This window comes from Burkholderia sp. Bp8992 (assembly GCF_003853705.1).
In the GTDB taxonomy this organism is placed as follows: domain Bacteria; phylum Pseudomonadota; class Gammaproteobacteria; order Burkholderiales; family Burkholderiaceae; genus Burkholderia.
Genome location: NZ_QTQI01000010.1, coordinates 148,285 through 164,293 on the forward strand (window position 1 = coordinate 148,285; position 16,009 = coordinate 164,293).

At 67.5% G+C, this 16,009-nt stretch carries 12 protein-coding genes; 10 read left to right on the plus strand and 2 right to left on the minus strand.

Annotation, left to right across the window (positions count from 1 at the left end; all coding sequences use genetic code 11):
* Positions 1–103 precede the first annotated feature (103 nt).
* The 4 genes from DIE03_RS16970 to metH all read left to right on the plus strand — a co-directional run bounded on the left by DIE03_RS16970 (position 104) and on the right by metH (position 5,923).
* Complete coding sequence (locus tag DIE03_RS16970; RefSeq protein ID WP_124452255.1) at positions 104–1,381, plus strand: DUF3108 domain-containing protein; 1,278 nt, start codon at positions 104–106, stop codon at positions 1,379–1,381.
* 254 nt (positions 1,382–1,635) lie between these two features.
* Positions 1,636–1,893, plus strand: coding sequence for a DUF3567 domain-containing protein (locus tag DIE03_RS16980; protein WP_006477667.1), 258 nt, complete (start codon positions 1,636–1,638; stop codon positions 1,891–1,893).
* A 203-nt stretch (positions 1,894–2,096) separates the two neighbouring features.
* The gene (locus tag DIE03_RS16985; RefSeq protein WP_124452257.1) at positions 2,097–3,164 is read left to right on the plus strand and encodes a homocysteine S-methyltransferase family protein; all 1,068 of its coding nucleotides are present in this window, start codon (positions 2,097–2,099) and stop codon (positions 3,162–3,164) included.
* Between the two features lie 41 nt (positions 3,165–3,205).
* Positions 3,206–5,923, plus strand: a complete 2,718-nt coding sequence (gene metH, locus DIE03_RS16990) for a methionine synthase (protein ID WP_185658175.1) — start codon at positions 3,206–3,208, stop codon at positions 5,921–5,923.
* A gap of 110 nt (positions 5,924–6,033) precedes the next feature.
* Here metH and DIE03_RS16995 read toward each other — a convergent pair whose 3' ends face one another.
* A complete protein-coding gene (locus tag DIE03_RS16995) occupies positions 6,034–6,357 on the minus strand; it encodes a DUF1840 domain-containing protein (RefSeq protein ID WP_006489103.1) in 324 nt (107 codons plus the stop codon).
* Between the two features lie 200 nt (positions 6,358–6,557).
* On the opposite strand from DIE03_RS16995, the gene argS reads away from it, so the two are divergent.
* The 6 genes from argS (at position 6,558) to DIE03_RS17025 (ending at position 14,686) form a co-directional block, all read left to right on the plus strand.
* The gene (gene argS / locus DIE03_RS17000) at positions 6,558–8,339 is read left to right on the plus strand and encodes an arginine--tRNA ligase (RefSeq protein ID WP_124452259.1); all 1,782 of its coding nucleotides are present in this window, start codon (positions 6,558–6,560) and stop codon (positions 8,337–8,339) included.
* A gap of 87 nt (positions 8,340–8,426) precedes the next feature.
* Entirely contained in the window at positions 8,427–9,329 is a 903-nt protein-coding gene (locus DIE03_RS17005; protein ID WP_124452261.1) for an SPOR domain-containing protein, read from the plus strand.
* Between the two features lie 70 nt (positions 9,330–9,399).
* Positions 9,400–10,038, plus strand: coding sequence for a thiol:disulfide interchange protein DsbA/DsbL (locus tag DIE03_RS17010; protein ID WP_124452263.1), 639 nt, complete (start codon positions 9,400–9,402; stop codon positions 10,036–10,038).
* A 19-nt stretch (positions 10,039–10,057) separates the two neighbouring features.
* Positions 10,058–10,831 carry an SDR family oxidoreductase gene (locus tag DIE03_RS17015; protein WP_124452265.1) on the plus strand — a complete coding sequence of 258 codons (774 nt, stop codon included), beginning with the start codon at positions 10,058–10,060 and terminating at the stop codon, positions 10,829–10,831.
* A 414-nt stretch (positions 10,832–11,245) separates the two neighbouring features.
* Positions 11,246–12,841 (plus strand): ABC transporter substrate-binding protein, encoded by a 1,596-nt coding sequence (locus tag DIE03_RS17020; RefSeq protein WP_124452267.1) that lies wholly within the window; start codon positions 11,246–11,248, stop codon positions 12,839–12,841.
* Positions 12,842–13,033: 192 nt separating this feature from the next.
* Positions 13,034–14,686 carry an ABC-F family ATP-binding cassette domain-containing protein gene (locus DIE03_RS17025; RefSeq protein ID WP_124452269.1) on the plus strand — a complete coding sequence of 551 codons (1,653 nt, stop codon included), beginning with the start codon at positions 13,034–13,036 and terminating at the stop codon, positions 14,684–14,686.
* Between the two features lie 13 nt (positions 14,687–14,699).
* On the opposite strand, the gene DIE03_RS17030 is transcribed toward DIE03_RS17025, so the two are convergent.
* A complete protein-coding gene (locus DIE03_RS17030) occupies positions 14,700–15,779 on the minus strand; it encodes an MBL fold metallo-hydrolase (protein WP_124452271.1) in 1,080 nt (359 codons plus the stop codon).
* Positions 15,780–16,009: the final 230 nt, after the last annotated feature.

Here is a 16,009-nt window from a genome sequence, read left to right on the forward strand (position 1 = left end):
TTCATCCCGCGTCACGCGGCGCGAACGCGCGGCGCATCCGACGGTCCGATTCCTGTGACGCGCCGTGCGCCCGACGTCACGCGACCGCCCCGATCCTGTTCCGATGCCCATGCCGCCTGCCGACATCCGCCCGAGCCATGCCCTGCCCCGCCGCTGGCTGCGCGTGGGCGTCGCGCTCGTCGTCGTGCTGGTGCTGCACGCGCTTGCGGCGTTCTGGCTGATGCGCAACCGCGATGCGTTCACGCCGCCGCCCGCCGAGATCCCCGTGCAGATCGAGCTGCTGAAAGCGGAACCGATCGAGCGCCAGCCCGCGCCGCCGCCCCCCAAGCCGGCCGAGCATCCGGTCGCGCCAGCGCCCGCGGCACCCAAGGCCGCCGCGCCGAAGCCCGCGCCGTCGCCCGAACCGGTCCTCACGTCGACGCAGACCGCCGAGCACGGCGAACCGCCGGCTGCCGTATCCGCCGCGAGCGGCGCATCGGGTGCATCGGGGGCGAACGCCGCATCGGCCGCCGGCGGCGCCGCAACGCCAGGCCCCGCGACGAATGGCGTGAAGTTCGCCGCGCCGCCGTCCGGCGACTTGCAGTACGACACGTTCTACAACGGGATGCAGAACATGATCGGCACGATCCGCTGGCGCACCGACGGGCATACGTACGACCTGTCGGTGTCGATGCCCGTGCCGTTCGTCGGCCCGTTCACCTATCGCAGCGAGGGCCGCATCGACGCATTCGGCGTCGCGCCCGACCGTTATGTCGAGAAGCGCGGCAAGCGGCCGGAAGACATCGCGATCTTCAACCGCGAGATCCGGCAGGTCGTGTTCACGCGCACGCCGAACAACGCGCCGCTGCCCGACGGCGTGCAGGACCGCTTCAGCATGCTGATGCAGCTGTCGGGGCTCGTGCGCGGCAATCCGTCCGCGTACAAGCCGGGCGTCACGCAGCAGTTCTTCGTGATCGACAACAACAGCGGCGAGAACTGGCCGATCGCCGTGATCGGCGACGAGCAGGTGCAGACGCAGGCCGGCATCGTCGACGCGCGGCACTTCATGCGCCTGCCGCGCCGCGACGGCGACACGCGCCGCATCGACATGTGGCTCGCGCCGTCGCTCGGCTGGCTGCCCGCGCGGCTGATGCAGACCGAGCCGAACGGCGCGCAGATCGAGCTGGTGTGGCATGGCCGCCTCTCGGCACCGAACGTGCCGGCCGACGCCGCGCCTGCAGGCGGCGCAACGAACGCGCCTGCGGGCACACCGGCGCCCGATGCGCCGGCCGCACCGGCCGCGGAACCGGCACAACCCGCGCCGCCGGCCGCCGTGCAACCTTCCGCACAACCGCCCGCGCAACCGGCTGCACCGCCGGCATCTTCGACTGTCACACAGTGAACTCGCGCGTGAACGCGCACGATTCGGCAATTTCGACCGATTACAGATTTCCGTGAAATGGCCGATGACACTCTTTAACAACTATTTCCGTCCACCGGCAGACAATGGGAAACGTTTCATAGACATCGGCTTCTAACCGATACACCCCACGCGAACGGGAACGGGGTGTGCAGCGCAAGCCCCTTGAAACCGGCAAGGCTTGCCCCACCTAGGGGACAACAAGGCCAGATGCCACTGCGAAGAGGAGTGCCGCCATGCAAATGATCTACAACAGCCCCAACTACTGCGTCGTCGAATTTGCGCCGCAGGCCGGCCATCACCTGATGAATGCCGGCGGATACGAAATCGTCGACAAGAATGCGCAGCGCGAAATCTTCATCGATGGCGAACTTGCCGAGCGATTCCGCGCACACGTGAAGCAGCTGATCGAGGATGAACCGTCGCTCGACGAAGTCGACGAATTCCTCGGACAATTCGACAGCCTGATGATGATGCCCGTCGTGCTGCACTGACGACTCGCGGCCCGGCGCGTCATGCGGCCGGGCCATTCGCCGCGCATCGATGCGGCGCCGCGTGCACTCCGATCCTGCCCCCGTCCGGCTCGCCGGCGGGGGCTTTCCTTTGGCGGGCCGTCCGGCCCGCGCGGCGAGGGCCGACGACCGCTTGACGCACCGGCTACAATGACGGTTTTCCCGTCTTCGCCGATCTTCCGCCCATGTCTGCGACTCCTCTCGCCGCTTCCGCCCCGCTCGACGCGCGCTACACGCGCGGCGCCGCCCTGCCCGCGCTGCTGAAATCGCGCATCCTGATCCTCGACGGTGCGATGGGCACGATGATCCAGCGCTACAAGCTCGACGAAGCCGCGTATCGCGGCGAGCGCTTCAAGGATTTCCCGCGCGACATCAAGGGCAACAACGAGCTGCTGTCGCTCACGCAGCCGCAGATCATCCGCGAGATCCACGACCAGTACTTCGCGGCCGGCGCCGACATCGTCGAGACCAACACGTTCGGCGCGACGACCGTCGCGCAGGCCGACTACGGGATGGAAGATCTCGTCGTCGAGATGAACGTCGAATCGGCGAAGCTCGCCCGCGAATCGGCCGCGAAATACGCGACGCCGGACAAGCCGCGCTTCGTCGCGGGCGCGATCGGGCCGACGCCGAAGACGGCCAGCATCTCGCCGGACGTCAACGATCCGGGCGCGCGCAACGTCACGTTCGACGAACTGCGCACGTCGTACTACCAGCAGGCGAAGGCGCTGCTCGACGGCGGCGTCGACCTGTTCCTCGTCGAGACGATCTTCGACACGCTGAACGCGAAGGCCGCGCTGTTCGCGCTCGACGAGCTGTTCGAGGACACCGGCGAGCGCCTGCCGATCATGATCTCGGGCACCGTCACCGATGCGTCGGGCCGGATCCTGTCGGGCCAGACGGTCGAGGCGTTCTGGAATTCGCTGCGTCACGCGAAGCCGCTCACGTTCGGCCTGAACTGCGCGCTCGGCGCGGCGCTGATGCGCCCGTACATCGCCGAGCTCGCGAAGCTGTGCGACACCTACGTGTCGTGCTACCCGAACGCGGGCCTGCCGAACCCGATGAGCGACACGGGCTTCGACGAAACGCCGGACGTCACGTCGGGCCTGCTGAAGGAATTCGCGCAGGCCGGGCTCGTGAACCTCGCGGGCGGCTGCTGCGGCACGACGCCCGAACACATCGCCGAAATCGCGAAGGCGCTCGCCGACGTGAAGCCGCGCCGCTGGCCGAACCAGTACAGCGACAACGTCTGACCCGACCGCCCCACGTCCTTCATCAAAAAATTCGCACCGCCATGACCGATCACATGATGCGCCTTGCCGGCCTCGAGCCGTTCAACGTCACGCCCGGAACGCTCTTCATCAACGTCGGCGAACGCACCAACGTCACCGGCTCGAAGGCGTTCGCACGGATGATCCTCAACGGCCAGTTCGACGAGGCGCTCGCTGTCGCGCGCCAGCAGGTCGAGAACGGCGCGCAGGTGATCGACATCAACATGGACGAGGCGATGCTCGATTCGAAGGCGGCGATGGTGCGCTTCCTGAACCTGATCGCGTCGGAGCCGGACATCGCGCGCGTGCCGATCATGATCGACTCGTCGAAGTGGGACGTGATCGAAGCCGGCCTCAAGTGCGTGCAGGGCAAGGCGATCGTGAACTCGATCTCGCTGAAGGAAGGCGAAGACGCGTTCCGCCACCACGCGAACCTGATCCGCCGCTACGGCGCGGCCGCCGTCGTGATGGCGTTCGACGAAACGGGCCAGGCCGATACCTATGAGCGCAAGACCGAGATCTGCAAGCGCTCGTACGATTTCCTCGTGAACGAAGTCGGCTTCCCGCCGGAAGACATCATCTTCGACCCGAACATCTTCGCGGTCGCGACGGGTATCGAGGAGCACAACAACTACGCGGTCGACTTCATCGAGGCGACCCGCTGGATCAAGCAGAACCTGCCGCACGCGAAGGTGAGCGGCGGCGTGTCGAACGTGTCGTTCTCGTTCCGCGGCAACGACCCGGTGCGCGAGGCGATCCACACCGTGTTCCTGTACCACGCGATCCAGGCCGGGATGGACATGGGCATCGTGAACGCGGGCCAGCTCGGCGTGTACGCCGATCTCGACCCCGAGCTGCGCGAGCGCGTCGAGGACGTGATCCTGAACCGCCGCGACGATTCCACCGATCGCCTGCTGGAGATCGCCGACAAGTTCAAGGCGGGCGGCGCGAAAAAGGAAGAGAACCTCGAGTGGCGCAACCAGCCGGTCGAGAAGCGGCTCTCGCACGCGCTGGTGCACGGCATCACGACCTTCATCGTCGAGGACACTGAAGAAGTGCGCGCGAAGATCGCCGCGGCCGGCGGCCGTCCGATCAACGTGATCGAAGGCCCGCTGATGGACGGGATGAACATCGTCGGCGACCTGTTCGGCCAGGGCAAGATGTTCCTGCCGCAGGTCGTGAAGTCGGCGCGCGTGATGAAGCAGGCCGTCGCGCACCTGATCCCGTTCATCGAGGAAGAAAAGCGCCTGCTCGCGGAAGCGGGCGGCGACGTGCGCGCGAAGGGCAAGATCGTCATCGCGACCGTGAAGGGCGACGTGCACGACATCGGCAAGAACATCGTGTCGGTCGTGCTCCAGTGCAACAACTTCGAAGTGGTCAACATGGGCGTGATGGTGCCGTGCAACGAGATCCTCGCGAAGGCGAAGGTCGAGGGCGCGGACATCATCGGGCTGTCGGGCCTCATCACGCCGAGCCTCGAGGAAATGGCGTACGTCGCATCCGAAATGCAGCGCGACGACTACTTCCGCGTGAAGAAGATCCCGCTGCTGATCGGCGGCGCGACGACGTCGCGCGTGCACACGGCCGTGAAGATCGCGCCGCACTACGAAGGCCCGGTCGTCTACGTGCCCGATGCGTCGCGCTCGGTGTCGGTCGCGTCGAACCTGCTGTCCGACGAAGGCGCGGCGAAGTACCTCGACGAGCTGAAGTCCGACTACGAACGCATCCGCGACCAGCACGCGAACCGCAAGGCGCAGCCGATGGTCACGCTCGCCGAGGCGCGCGCGAACAAGACGAAGGTCGACTGGGCCGGCTATACGCCGGTGAAGCCGAAGTTCATCGGCCGCCGCGTGTTCAAGAACTACGACCTCAGCGAGCTCGCGCACTACATCGACTGGGGCCCGTTCTTCCAGACCTGGGATCTCGCGGGCCCGTACCCGGCGATCCTGAACGACGAGATCGTCGGCGAATCGGCGCGGCGCGTGTTCTCGGATGCCAAGTCGATGCTCGCGCGCCTGATCCAGGGCCGCTGGCTGACCGCGAGCGGCGTGATCTCGCTGCTGCCGGCGAACACCGTCAACGACGACGACATCGAGATCTACAGCGACGAGTCGCGCTCGGAAGTGCTGCTCACGTGGCGCAACCTGCGCCAGCAAAGCGTGCGCCCGGTGGTCGACGGCGTGATGCGGCCGAACCGCTCGCTCGCCGACTTCATCGCGCCGAAGGAATCGGGCGTCGCCGACTACATCGGGATGTTCGCGGTGACGGCCGGCCTCGGTGTCGACGTGAAGGAAAAGCAGTTCGAAGCCGACCACGACGACTACAGCGCGATCATGCTGAAGGCGCTCGCCGACCGCTTCGCGGAAGCGTTCGCCGAAGCGATGCACGCACGCGTGCGCCGCGAGCTGTGGGGCTACGCGAGCGGCGAGACGCTCGACAACGACGCGTTGATCGCCGAGAAGTACGCGGGCATCCGCCCGGCACCCGGCTACCCGGCCTGCCCCGATCACCTCGTGAAGCGCGACATGTTCGACGTGCTGCATGCGGACGAGATCGGCATGAGCGTGACCGACTCGCTGGCGATGCTGCCGGCCGCGAGCGTGTCGGGCTTCTACCTCGCGCATCCGGACAGCCGCTACTTCTCGGTCGGCAAAATCGGGCAGGATCAGCTCGAGGACTACGCGCAGCGCATGGCGCTGTCGCTCGACGACGCGCGCCGCGCGCTCGCGCCGCAGCTCTGATCGATGCGGACGGGCGGCCGGCCGCCCGTTTTATCAGACAAAAGAAAAGCCCGCTCGAAAGCGGGCTTTTTCCTGTCTTACTTACCTTTCGTCCAGCCAGGCAAGGAAGCTCAGAAGCCCCAGTGGACGTCGGCCTGGCCGGCCTTCGCTTCGCGCAGCATCGTGAGGAACGGCGCGACACGCTGGGCCAGGCTCGGCGGCACTTCGTGGTGCGCGTGGTCGGCTTCGTCCTCGTGGAAATGGCCGGCGTGCTCGGCGCGTTCCTGCTTCGCCTGCGCCACGGCGCCTTCCAGCTTGGCGATCGCGTGGTCCAGCTCGTCGTGCGTAATCACACCGCGCTCGCCCAGCTGCTTGCCGACGAGACCCAGCACATACACGGCGAAATCCTTCAGCACGTCGAGATCCTGTGCCGCCTTGCTCTTGAACGTAATCATGACAATTCCCTTTTCATCTTGTTGTGCCTGCGCGGCGCGGTTGGGGAACGCCGGCAGACCGGCGTCCGGCCTCGCGGACGCGGGCCGCCTGAGCGGCATATTAGCACCTGTTAAAATTCTGCGATCCCTGAAACGCGCGCTTAAAAAGCGCGCCGGCGGGCCGGCGTTTCCGGCCGCCACCAACGAAGCCTTCTACCAGCATGCTGCCAGCACACAAACAGACCCTCGAAGCCCTGCTCGCGGATAGCGTCAAGCAGGTCGCACACGCGCTGAAAGGCGCCGACGCAGCGTCCGTCGCCCCGACCATCACGCTTGAGCGCCCGAAGGTCGCCGCGCACGGCGACGTCGCGTGCAACGTCGCGATGCAGCTCGCCAAGCCGCTCGGCACGAACCCGCGCCAGCTCGCCGAGCAGATCGTCGCCGCGCTCACCGCGCAGCCGGCCGCGCAAGGCCTCGTCGAGGCCGCCGAGATCGCCGGCCCCGGCTTCATCAACCTGCGCCTGTCGGCCGCCGCGAAGCAGGCGGTGATCGCCGCCGTGTTCGACCAGGGCCGCGCATTCGGCACGTCGGATCGCGAGAAAGGCAAACAAGTGTTGCTCGAATTCGTGTCGGCGAACCCGACCGGCCCGCTGCACGTCGGCCACGGCCGCCAGGCCGCGCTCGGCGACGTGCTCGCGAACGTGATCGCGAGCCAGGGCTACGCGGTGCACCGCGAGTTCTACTACAACGACGCAGGCGTGCAGATCGGCAACCTCGCGATCTCGACGCAGGCGCGCGCACGCGGCCTGAAGCCGGGCGACGCAGGCTGGCCGGAAGCCGCGTACAACGGCGAATACATCGCCGACATCGCACGCGACTTCCTGAACGGCGAAACGGTCGCCGCGTCGGACGGCGAGCCGGTCAAGGGCACGGGCGACGTCGAGGATCTCGACGCGATCCGCAAGTTCGCGGTCACCTACCTGCGCCGCGAACAGGACATGGACCTGCAGGCGTTCGGCGTGAAGTTCGACCAGTACTACCTCGAATCGTCGCTGTACAGCGAAGGCCGCGTCGAGAAGACGGTCGACGCGCTGGTCAAGGCCGGCATGACCTACGAGCAGGACGGCGCGCTGTGGCTGCGCACGACCGACGAAGGCGACGACAAGGATCGCGTGATGCGCAAGTCGGACGGCACGTACACGTACTTCGTGCCGGACGTCGCGTACCACGTGACGAAGTGGGAGCGCGGCTTCACGAAGGTGATCAACATCCAGGGCTCGGACCACCACGGCACGATCGCGCGCGTGCGCGCCGGCCTGCAGGGGCTGCACATCGGGATTCCGAAGGGCTATCCCGACTACGTGCTGCACAAGATGGTCACCGTGATGCGCGACGGCCAGGAAGTGAAGATCTCGAAGCGCGCGGGCAGCTACGTGACGGTGCGCGACCTGATCGAATGGTCGGGCGGCGCGGCGGCGGGCCAGGAAGCGGCGCCCGACCTGATCGACGAGGCGACCATCACGCGCGGCCGCGACGCGGTGCGTTTCTTCCTGATCTCGCGCAAGGCCGATACCGAGTTCGTGTTCGACATCGACCTCGCGCTGAAACAGAACGACGAAAACCCGGTCTATTACGTCCAGTACGCGCATGCGCGGATCTGCTCGGTGCTCAACGAACTGAAGTCGCGCTACAACGTCGACGTCGCGCAGTTGCCGGGCGCCGACCTGTCGCAGCTGACGAGCGCGCAGGCGGCGTCGCTGATGCAGAAGCTGGCCGCGTACCCGGACATGCTCACGCACGCGGCGAACGAACTGGCGCCGCACGCGGTCGCGTTCTACCTGCGCGATCTCGCTGGCGAATTCCACTCGTTCTACAATGCGGAGCGCGTGCTGGTCGACGACGAAGCGCCGCGCAATGCGCGCGCCGCGCTCCTCGCCGCGACCCGGCAGGTGCTCGAGAACGGTCTGGCGGTGCTCGGCGTGTCCGCGCCCGCCAAGATGTAAGGATGCAAGCAGCCCGATCCGGGCTGTGAACGGCCGCGGCAGCGCCCGCCGCGGCTCTCACGATTCTTTTTGCAGGTGACTCAAGCAATGGCACAACCACGCCGAACTTCGAAGCAATCGAAACAAGCCGGAGGGACATTTCTTGGAATCGTGCTGGGCCTGATCGTCGGCCTCGCGATCGCAGTGGTGGTGGCGCTCTACATCACGCGTTCGCCGTCGCCGTTCGTGTCGAAGGTCGCACCGCCGCCGGCCGACAACGGCGCGAGCCAGCCTCAGCAGTTCGACCCGAACCGTGCGCTGCAGGGCAAGACGCCCGGCCAGCCGGTGCCGCAGGCCGCGCAGTCGGCGCCGCCGAACACCGCGCCCGGCCAGGCTGCGAACCAGACCCAGGGCGGCCTGCTGCCCGAGCCGCAGATCGTCGAAGTGCCGCCGTCGGCCAACGGATCGAGCGGCTCGAACAACACGGGCAGCTCGAGCAACACGACCGCGTCGAACAATACGTCGTCGGGCAACGGCGTCGCCGTCGCGCCGAAGCCGGCCGACACCACGCCGCCGCCGAAGAAGACGCAACAGGCGCAGCAACAGCAGCAAGGCGGCGAGGACGATCTCGCACGGTTCGCCGCGCAGAAGCAGGCGCAGCAGGCCGCCGCGCAAAAGCAGCAGCAACAGCAGCTGGCCGCGAACACGCCGAAGCCGACGTCGTCCGCCACGGCCGCAGCAGCGGCGAAGCCGCCGACCGCGAACGACGCGAACACCGGCTACTTCCTGCAAGTCGGCGCGTACAAGACCGAAGGCGACGCCGAGCAGCAGCGCGCGCGCCTCGGCTTCCAGGGCTTCGAGTCGAAGGTGTCGAAGCGCGATGTCAGCGGCGTGACCTATTTCCGCGTGCGCGTCGGCCCGTTCTCGAAATTCGAGGATATGAACTCGGCCCGTCAACGCTTGTCCGATGCAGGTGTCGACACGGCGGTGATCCGCTTCACGAAGCAGTAAGCCAACCGGCCGAGCCCACGCAGAACCCGTTACGTTCCGTAACCCGAGCAACTGATTCGACGTTCACAACATGAAAAAACTGCTTAGCACGCTCCTTCTGTCCCTGGGCCTGGCTGCCGGCCTCGCCCAGGCTTCGCCCGCCGCACCGGTCGCCGGCAAGGACTTCGAGGTGATGAAGTCGCCGCAGCCGGCATCCGCTCCGGCCGGCAAGGTCGAGGTGATCGAGTTCTTCTGGTACGGCTGCCCGCACTGCTACGAATTCGAGCCGACGATCGAGGCCTGGGTGAAGAAGCAGGGCAACAACATCGAGTTCAAGCGCGTGCCGGTTGCATTCCGTGACGATTTCGTCCCGCATTCGAAGCTGTTCTACGCGGTGTCCGCGCTCGGCATCTCCGAGAAGGTCACGCCGGCGATCTTCAACGCGATCCACAAGCAGAAGAACTACCTGCTGACGCCGCAGGCGCAGGCCGACTTCCTGGCCACGCAGGGCGTCGACAAGAAGCAGTTCATGGACGCGTACAACTCGTTCAGCGTGCAGGGCGAGGTGAACCAGTCGGCCAAGCTGCTGAAGGACTACGCGATCGACGGCGTGCCGACGGTCGTCGTGCAGGGCAAGTACAAGACTGGCCCCGCCTACACGAACAGCATCCCGGGCACGGCCCAGGTGCTCGACTTCCTCGTGAAGCAGGTTCAGGACAAGAAGCTCTGATCGCCGCACGCGCACCGGCATGACTACTCCGCTGAAGGTCTTCATCACCGGTGCGTCGAGCGGCCTCGGCCTCGCGATGGCCGAGGAATACGCCCGCCAGGGCGCCACGCTCGCCCTCGTCGCGCGACGCACCGATGCACTCGATGCGTTCGCGCGGCGCTTCCCCAAGCTGTCCATTTCCGTCTATTCCGCCGACGTGCGCGATGCCGATGCGCTGGCCACCGCCGCCGCGTCGTTCATCGCCGCGCACGGCTGCCCCGACGTCGTGATCGCGAACGCGGGCATCAGCCAGGGCGCCGTCACGGGCCAGGGCGATCTCGCGACGTTCCGCGACGTGATGGACATCAACTATTACGGGATGGTCGCGACGTTCGAGCCGTTCGTCGGCCCGATGACGGCCGCGCGCCACGGCACGCTGGTCGGCGTCGCGAGCGTCGCCGGCGTACGCGGCCTGCCGGGCTCCGGCGCGTACAGCGCGTCGAAATCGGCCGCGATCAAGTACCTGGAAGCGCTGCGCGTCGAGCTGCGCCCGGCCGGCGTCGGCGTCGTGACGATCGCGCCCGGCTACATCCGCACGCCGATGACCGCGCACAACCCGTACCGGATGCCGTTCCTGATGGACGCCGACCGCTTCGCCGCACGCGCGGCGCGCGCGATCGCGCGGCAGCACGCGTTCCGCGTGATTCCGTGGCAGATGGGCGTCGTCGCGAAGGTGCTGCACGTGCTGCCGCGCTGGCTGTACGACCGCCTGTTCGAAAAGGCGCCGCGCAAGCCGAAGGCCGGCACGCACTGAGCGCGTCGTGGATCCGGCGCGCATCTCGCCGGGGCGCCGTCCGGCCTCGGCCTGATCTGCATCGCCATACCGCGCGAACCCGCGCGGGTCTATACCGTCGTGTCGCATCACGCGCCGCGCACATCTGTCGCGATTCCGTCCGTTCCGGCGTTTGAGCCGCGCAGTCGCAGCCGCCCGCCCTGTCCCGCCCTCTCGCCTCCCGCGTCGCGCTCGCACTACGCGAACCGCCGCATCAGCACCCATTCCGTCGCGAACGCAGCCGTTTGTCGCTCAATTCACCGCGTTCCGGCGCCTTTTTCCACGCGTCGCGCGCTTTGACGGTATGCTATTCGCCAGCCGCGCCGGCCGGTCCTCGACCGCGCCGCGCCCGCATTCCGACAGCCAGCAAAAATCACAAGTCACGTGGGAGAACCTATGCACGTCAAGCTGTTCGCCGTGGCCGCACTCGCGGCCGCCCTTGCCGCCCCCGGCCTCGCCGCCGCCAAGCCGCTCACCGTCTGCACGGAATCGAGCCCGGACGGCTTCGACGTCGTGCAGTACAACTCGCTCGTCACGACCAACGCGTCGGCCGACGTGATCTTCAACACGCTCGTGTCCTACGACGAAGCCGCGAAGAAAGTCGTACCCGCGCTCGCCGACAAATGGGAAGCGAGCGCCGACGGCCTCACGTACACGTTCCACCTGCGCCCGAACGTCGCGTTCCAGACCACCGATTATTTCAAGCCGGGCCGCACGCTGAACGCGGACGACGTCGTGTTCACGTTCGCGCGGATGCTCGACGATGCGAACCCGTGGCACAAGGTGGCCGGCGCGAGCGGCTTCCCGCACGCGCAGTCGATGGGCCTCGTGAAGCTCGTGAAGTCGGTCACGAAGGTCGACGACAGCACGGTGAAGTTCGTGCTGAACGAGCCGAACGCGACGTTCGTGCCGATCCTGACGATGGGCTTCGCATCGATCTACTCGGCCGAATACGCGGACCAGCTGCTGAAGGCCGGCAAGCAGGCCGACCTGAACGCGAAGCCGGTCGGCACGGGCCCGTTCGTGCTGAAGAGCTACACGAAGGACGCGCTGATCCGCTATGACGCGAACCCGACGTACTGGGGCACGAAGCCAAAGGTCGACCGGCTGATCTACGCGATCACGCCCGACCCGTCGGTGCGCCTGCAGAAGGTGAAGGCCGGCGAATGCCAGATCGCGCTGTCGCCGAAGCCGCAGGACGTGCTCGCCGCGAAGGGCGAAAGCGCGCTGAAGGTCGTGCAGACGCCTGCGTTCATGACCGCCTTCGTCGCGCTGAACACACAGAAGAAGCCGCTCGACAACGACAAGGTGCGCGAGGCGCTGAACCTCGCGTTCGACCGCACGACCTACCTGAAGGTCGTGTTCGACAACACCGCGACGGCCGCGAACAACCCGTATCCGCCGAACACGTGGAGCTATGCGAAGGACGTCGCGCCGTATGCGTACGATCCCGCGAAGGCGAAGCAGCTGCTCGCGCAGGCCGGCTTCCCGAACGGCTTCTCGACGACGATCTGGACGCGCCCGACCGGCAGCGTGCTGAACCCGAACCCGAAGGTCGGCGCGGAACTGCTGCAGGCCGACCTCGCGAAGATCGGCGTGAAGGCCGAGGTGAAAGTGATCGAATGGGGCGAACTCATCAAGCAGGCGAAGCTCGGCCAGCATGACATGCTGTTCATGGGCTGGGCCGGCGACAACGGCGATCCGGACAACTATCTGTCGCCGCTGTTCAGCTGCAATGCGGTGAAATCGGGCATCAACTTCGCGCGTTTCTGCGATGCGCAGCTCGACAAGCTGATCGCCGACGGCAAGTCGACGGCCGACCAGGCGAAGCGCGCGAAGCTGTATGAATCGGCGCAGAAGATCATCCACGACCAGGCGCTGTGGATCCCGCTCGGCTATCCGACCGCGGCGGCGCTGACGCGCACGACCGTGAACGGCTATCACGTGAGTCCGTTCGGACGGCAGAACTTCACGACGGTCGCCGTGCAGTGACCGTGCGTGGCACGCAAGCGACGGCGCACACGCCGCTCGCTTGCGGCCCGCGCGCCGCGCTTGCTACACTGCGCGCCTGTTCCTCATACCGGACGCCAGCCAAAGTGAACAACTAAGCCTTCCCGAAATGTTTTCGCCGCCCGTGCCACGCACGCCGCATGCGAAGGTCTTCACGCATTTTTGGAGGTGCTTATGGCTGCAGCCACGCCCACCGGCGCGCTCGTCGCGCTTCATCACGTTTCCTTCCGCTTCGACGACGGCATCACGCTGTTCGATTCGCTCGACCTGGCCATCGATCGCACGCCGACCGGCATCGTCGGCCGCAACGGCATCGGCAAGAGCCTGCTCGCGCAACTGATCGCGGGGCGCCGCGCACCAAGCGCGGGGACGATCGAGCGGCATACGCCCGTCGTCTACGTCGCGCAGCAGCATGACGATGACGACGACAACGCAGCAGCCCGCCCGCGGACCGTCGCGCAGGTCGCCGCGCTCGACGCACCGCTCGGCGCGCTCGCGCGTATCGCGGACGGCCGCGGGGAACCGCACGACTTCGACCTGATCGGCGATCGCTGGGATCTCGCGGAGCGGCTACGCACGGCGCTCGACGCGGCCGGGCTGCGCGACGTACAGCCCGACACGCCCGCGCACGCGCTGAGCGGCGGCCAGCTCGCACGTGTCGCGCTGATCGGCGCACTGTTGTCGAGCGCTGGCCTGCTCGTGCTCGACGAACCGACCAATCACCTCGACGCGCCGGGCCGCGCGTGGCTGCACGCGGCGCTCGACGGCTGGCGCGGCGGCGTCGTCATCGTGAGCCACGATCGTGCGCTGCTCGCCGGCGTGCAGCGCATCGTCGAGTTGACGCCGCACGGCGCGCACTCGTACGGCGGCAACTACGCGCTCTACCGCGCGCAGCGCGACGCGCAACGGGATGCCGCGCAAGCGGCGCTCGACCATGCGCGCACCGAGCGCGGGCGCGTGCGGCGCAGGCTCGAACAGGAACACGACACGATCCAGCGCCATGCGGCCGCGTCGCTGCGCGACGCGAAGACGGCCAACCTGTCTTCGGGCGCAAAGCAAAGCCGCAAAGGTGCGGCGCGCAGCATCATGGGGGCGGTCCGGCGTCATCAGGGCGACTTCAAGGCGACGCTCGACGAGCGCGTGCAGGAAGCGGCCGCGCGCGTCGAAGCCGACGCACCCGTGCTCGTGTCGCTGCCGGCTACCGAAGTCAGCGCACGCCGCCAGCTATTCACGCTCGAACACGCGAAACTGCCGTGGCGCGTCGCCGGCAACGCCGACACGATCACGTGGTCAGCGAGCGGCGCCGTGCGTATCGCGCTGACGGGCCCGAACGGCTGCGGCAAATCGACGTTGCTGAGAATGCTCGCGGGCGAACTCGCGCCGCGCTCAGGTAGCTGCACGACGCACGTGAGCGCCGCGTATCTCGACCAGCGACTCGCGCTGCTCGACCCCGAGCGCTCGATCGTCGAGCAGTTGGACCTGCTCGATACGCCGCTTGCCGAAGGCGACCTGCGCAGCCGTCTCGCGCTGCTGCAGCTCGACGCGACGCGCGCGACGCAGCCGGCCCGGCAACTGAGCGGCGGCGAACGGCTGAAGGCCGCGCTCGCATGCGCGTTGTGGCGCGGCACGCCCGCGCAGCTGTTGCTGCTCGACGAGCCGACCAATCACCTCGATCTCGAATCGGTGCGCGCGATCGAAGCCGCGCTGGGCGGCTTCCCGGGCGCGATCGTCGTCGCGTCGCACGACCCCGCGTTTCTCGCGGCGCTCGAACCGACGCACACGATGCAATGGCATCACGACGGGTGGCGCTACGAGCCCGTCGTGTAAGGACGACGCGCGCTCAGCCGGCCGTGCGGAATCGCAGCACGCCGTCGTCGCCCTGCTCGCGCACGAGTTCGCCCGCGAGCCACAGCAGGTTCAGGTGCGCAAGCGCCTCGCCGAGCGCGAACGTCATCTGGTGGATGTCGAGTTCGCGGCGGCGGAACATGATCGGCACGATGTCCGCTGCGCTCGTCGGCTTCTCCGCGCACGCGACGCGCACTTCGGCAAGCCGCGCATCGTGGTGTTCGCGCAGTTGCGCGATGCGCGTGCGCACACCGCGGAACGGCTTGCCGTGCGACGGCAGCACGAGCGTATCGGGCGCCATCGTCTCGTAGCGGCCGAGCGACTGCAGGTACAGCGCGAGCGGGTTGCCTTCCGGCTCGAGGTCGAACACCGACACGTTCGTCGAGATGCGCGGCAGCACCATGTCGCCGGAGATCAGCACGCCGTCCGCCTCGCTGTGCAGCGCGCAATGTTCAGGCGAATGACCGAAGCCCGTGACGACGCGCCACGTGCGCGCACCGATCGTCACCGCATCGCCTTCGCGCAGGCGCCGGTAGCGCGGCGGCACGGCCGGCACGAGATCCGAGTAGTAGCTGCGGCGGTTGCGCAGCTTGTCGAGCGCGGCCGGATCGGTGAGCCCGTGGCGCGCGAAATGATCGGCAGCCGCGGCGCCACCAGCGTTCGAGCCGTTGCCGGCCGCCATCAGGCAGCCGAACATGTATTCGCCGAGCGTCATCCACAGCCGCACGTTCCAGCGGCCCCGGTCGCCGCCTTCGCACAGCCAGTTCGCGAGGCCGAAGTGATCGGGGTGGCAGTGCGTGACGAGCACGCGCAGCACCGGCAGGCCGTCGAGATGCGTGTCGAAGATCTGCTCCCAGTGCGTGCGGATCGCGTCCGACGCGATCCCGCAATCGACGATCGTCCAGCCGGCCTGCCCGTCGATCTCGTCGCGCAGCAGCCAGAGGTTGATGTGGTCGAGCGAGAACGGCAGCGGCATGCGCAGCCAGCGCACGCCGGGCGCGACCTCGAACGTGTCGCCCGCGGCGGGCAGCGTGTCGGCGAAGGGGTAGTCGAGTTGGTGTTCCAGTGCGTTCATCGGTGGGGCGTCTCGTCGTTATCGGTGCGAATGCGTGCCGGCGGCAGGGCGCGGCGGGCGGTGCGTCGATTCTATCGCCGTCGCGCGAAACAGGTGCCCGACGAGCGCCGGCCCGCCAGAAAAAAGTTCGTGTCAGAATCGGTTCCGTACCCGCATCTTTACGCGAAGATGTATCGAACGGCGCCCAACGGCGAACAACGCGCCGATTGACGGCCGTCGGCGCGTCACCG